Annotated in this window: 2 protein-coding genes; both read left to right on the top strand. The window is 70.9% G+C overall.

Annotation, left to right across the window (positions count from 1 at the left end; all coding sequences use genetic code 11):
• The coding region (locus tag WCS02_RS18175; RefSeq protein WP_340295700.1) for a cbb3-type cytochrome c oxidase subunit I at positions 1-484 on the top strand (484 nt) is incomplete at its 5' end.
• A 1,547-nt stretch (positions 485-2,031) separates the two neighbouring features.
• Entirely contained in the window at positions 2,032-4,026 is a 1,995-nt protein-coding gene (locus WCS02_RS18170) for a cytochrome c oxidase assembly protein (protein ID WP_340295699.1), read from the top strand.
• Positions 4,027-4,211 lie beyond the last annotated feature (185 nt).

The following is a 4,211-nucleotide window of genomic DNA, read 5'->3' as shown; positions in this document are numbered from 1 at the left end:
CAACGACGGCCTGGGCAAGCTGCACTTCTGGATGACGTTCGTCGGCTTCCACACCACCTTCCTGGTCCAGCACTGGCTGGGCGCGGACGGCATGCCCCGTCGCTACGCGGACTACCTGCCCGAGGACGGCTTCACCCTCCTCAACCAGATCTCCACCGCCGGGGCGTTCCTGCTCGGCGCGGCGACGCTGCCGTTCCTCTGGAACGTGTACATCACCGCGACCAAGGGCGCCAAGGTCGAGGTCGACGACCCGTGGGGCTACGCCAACTCCCTGGAGTGGGCGACGTCCTGCCCGCCGCCGCGGCACAACTTCACGAGCCTGCCGCGCATCCGCTCCGAGCGCGCCGCGTTCGACCTGCACCACCCGGAGATCGCGGCCGCCGACCAGGCCTACGCCGACAAGACCGTCCTCGAGCAGGTGCTCGGCGACCCGGACATCCGGCGCGAGCCGGGCGTCCCCACCGACCAGCGCGAGGGGCAGTAACGCACGAGTGTGCTCACCACGAAGGCGCCGTCCCGACGAAGTGCCCGCAGTGGGGGGTGGGATTGGCCCAGCCCGGCGATCTGCATCGAGGTGTCGCCCGACGACATCCTGCCGAGAGCACGTCCACGTCGGCGCCGCCCGGCTGGCGGTGCCGCCAACGCCACCAGAACCCCGGCGGGCAAGCCCGGCGGACCCGCCGACCGGGTAGTGCCGAGGCTTCGGGCAGCCGGGCCTGAGTGCCTGGGGAGCCGTGCTGCCATGCTCACCGTGTGGCTCTTATCCGGGGACGCGTGCTGGACGAGCGGACCAGCGTTGTCGCTGCCGTCGTCTGCGCCCTGCTGCTCCCGGTCGTGTGGGGCACGGCGCACCTGGGTATCGAGGCGTCACTGAAGGCCGTCCTCACGGTGTCGTGCACCGCAGAGGCGACGGAGCCTGAGGATGTCGTGGCTGTCTCCTCCTTGGGCTTCACCGCCCGCCCGGAAGGGGACCTCGAGGTCGTCGAGACCCTTACCGAGCCCCCAGAGGGAGACACATCACGTCCTTCTCACGACCAGAGCGGGCATCACCATGCCGGGGACCACGAGGGTGTCGCGCCGGCAGGTGCTGAGCAGGAGCGTCGAGATGCCCTGCTACGCCTGAATGCTCGGCTCCCGGCCCTGCCTGGGTCTGCACTGCTGCGAGGTCGGGAGCGCCCGGACTAGCACGGCCCGTCCATCGAACAGCCCCGGCTGGGCCGGGTCCTGCTCGATGCGTGGTTCCTGCTCGCCCACCCGTTCTAGTCCCGAAGGCATGCGCACTGTGAGAGACCTCACCGCACGACATGAAGTGAGCGACGCGACGCTCCGCGAGCCGCCGTTCACAGTCCAATTGCACTGTCAGCACCTGCGGCAGGGGGTGTCCCCGCTGAGGGGGGAGGCGTCCGCTCGGCGGTGGCACGCGACGTGCTCCCGGTCCCGCCGGCGGGTTCTCCTGGTGACGCAGAGAGACGGAGAGAACGGACGGGTGCGCGCTGAGTCCCCGTCAGGACGTACCGCCGCAGTGGCCGTGGTCGACGACGTCACGCACTCTCGGAGGACCGAGCCGGTCGCCGCGGGGGAGGTCGTGCTCTTGAGCCCACCGGTCTTGTCACCGCATGTCTTGCCCCGAGGGTTGTCCTGGTGCTCCCGACGCCTCCTCGTCGGCGCGGGTGACCAGCGCCGCCAGCGGACACCACCGGGCCTGAGGCGGGCGAAGGCCTTGCCGATCGCGGTGCCGTCCGACGTGGACCGAGCTGGGACCCCGAAGAGATGCGGGTCGGCACTGGGCGATCCGTGCGGGGAAAGAGCCGCACTGGTCGATGCTGTGGGAGCCCGGCTGACCACCTCGGTCGGGGGCGGCGACACGAGAAACTCGTACGGGCGGCACCGCTGGCGTCGCTCGGGTAGTTACCGCACCTGCGGCGGCGTTCGCGCAGCCACCTGCGGGTCCCGGTTGGACCGTTGGACGCGGACCGGCGCAGCGACATGAGCATGAACCCCTCGTTCTCAGCGCTCCGTCACGGGTCGAGCATGCTGCCCGCGGTCACCCTCGCCGCCCTGACGGTCGCGGCTGCGCTCTGCGCCGTCTTGTCCCGCGACGCGCGGGCGGTGCTGTCGCTGACGGTCCCGCACCTGGGTGGTGTCGACGGGGCTGTCTGGCCCGTGGTCGTGCTCCGGGTCGCAGTGCTGGCGCTTCTCGCCTCGACGTTGATCACCGTGGCGGGTGAGTCGGTGCGCCCAGCGCGCGGCGTCGGCCTCGACGGGGCAGCCGCAGCCGAGGGACGTTTGACGCGGCTGGTCCTCATCAGTCGGGTCTCGGCCGTCGCGCTGTTCCTGCTGGCCGTCGTGGAGACCTTCGGTGCGGCCGCGGTGAGCTCGGCCGGTTCACCGGGTGCACCCAGTGGTGGCGATGCGGTCTTCACGTCTCATGTGCTGGCTATGGCTGGCTCGACCGGGGTGCTGCTCAGCCTGCTGCGACCCGCGCGCACGGTGCTGGCGGTCTCTGGATGGGCCCTGCTCGGGCTGGCTGTCAGCCACCTGCCGCTGGTGCTGCTGGGCAGCTGGGTCAGCCAGCCGGAGGTCTCGGCCTCTCCGGTGGCGGTCGTGGCCCGCGCGGCTTGGCTCTCGGCGGTCGTGCTCACGGCGGGACCGGTCCTCACCGGCCTGCTCACGGCCGACCGGTCCACCGCCCCTGGCCTCGCGAGGCCGTCGCGGCACACCGGAGTCCCGGTGGTGCCGGTCGTGGGGGTGCTGGCTGCGGGGTACGCAGCCCTGCTGACGGTGTCCACGGCCGAGGTCGCAGCTGCCACCTCGATGTTCGTGGTGGTCGGTGTGTGCGGCGCCGCGGTGGCGGTCGTGGCGGCACAGCGCGACACGCAGCGTGCCCGCAGCCTTGCCCTGGTGGCCTTGGGTGTGCTCGTCAGTGTCCCCTGGCTGGTCCTCCCGTCGCCCTCGACGACAGGGGCCTCGCCTACCACGGGCTCCCCCATGGAGGCGGTCGGCGGCGAGCAGGGACATGCCGGTATGGCTATGGGGATGGGCAGCCAGGTGCTGGCTCCGCTCGAGGCCGTGGACTGGTTCACCCGGTGGACCTTCGACCCGCTGTTCGCACCGGTCGCGTTGTTGTCGACCGGCGGCTACCTGGTCGCCGTGGTGAGGCTGAGGCGCCGGGGCCACCGCTGGCCCGCCCGGCGGACGTTCGCGTGGTGTCTCGGCTGGACGCTGTTCGGCTGGGCGACCAACGGCGCGCCGGCCGTGTATGGCATGGCCTTGTTCAGCATGCACATGGTCCAGCACATGACGATCTCCATGGCGGTCCCGGCGTTCCTGGTCCTGGCCGCGCCGGTCAGCCTTGCCTTCAGGACCCTCGCCCCCCGGTCGAGTGGCCGAGGGCTCCGGGAGTGGCTGCTGGTCCTGGTCCACTCCGGGATGTTCCGGCTCGTGGCGAGTCCGCTGGTGGCACCCCCGTTGTTCGTGATCTCGCTGATGGTCTTCTACTACAGCCCGCTCTTCGAGCTCGCCATGGCCAGCTACGTCGGGCACGTCCTGATGACGTTGCACTTCCTGCTGTCCGGATATCTCTTCGCGTGGGTCCTCGTCGGCATCGACCCCGGTCCGCAGAGACCGCCGTACCCGCTGCGCCTGATGATCCTCATCATCACGATGGCCTTCCATGCGTTCTTCGGCATCATCCTCATGTCCAGCGACGTCATACTCGCCGAGGACTGGTTCCTCGCGGCCGCACCGAGCTGGGTGGACCTCGCACAGGACCAGTACGTGGGAGGTGCCATCGCCTGGGGACTCGGTGACTACCCCGTGGCGATCCTCAGCGTCGCCCTGGCCTTCGCGTGGCTCCGCGACGACGACCGGGAGCAGCGCCGGTACGACCGTCAGGCGGATCGGGACGGCGACGCGGCGCTGGCTGCGTACAACCTGTACCTGCGATCCCTGGACGGAGCCAGCGAGCGGTCGAGCGGCCAGACCTCAGACCCTCCGCACCAGCCCAGCCCCCCCGGTCAGCCCTGAGGACGGAAGGACTGCCCCACGACCGGCGCCGAGCAGCTCACCGCCGTGCGGGGGATCAGATCGGCCTCTCGCGACGACGTCACCTGCGTGCGCCGGGCACGGGCCGAGCTGGTCTCTGGCGGCCCGTCGGCTCAGAGGTAGCCGCGCGGGTCCACGGGCTCGCCGTCCTCGCGGACCTCGAAGTG

The organism is Aquipuribacter hungaricus, assembly GCF_037860755.1.
GTDB lineage: Bacteria > Actinomycetota > Actinomycetes > Actinomycetales > JBBAYJ01 > Aquipuribacter > Aquipuribacter hungaricus.
Note: the sequence above shows the minus strand (reverse complement) of the source record. Positions and strands in the feature narration are given on the sequence as shown.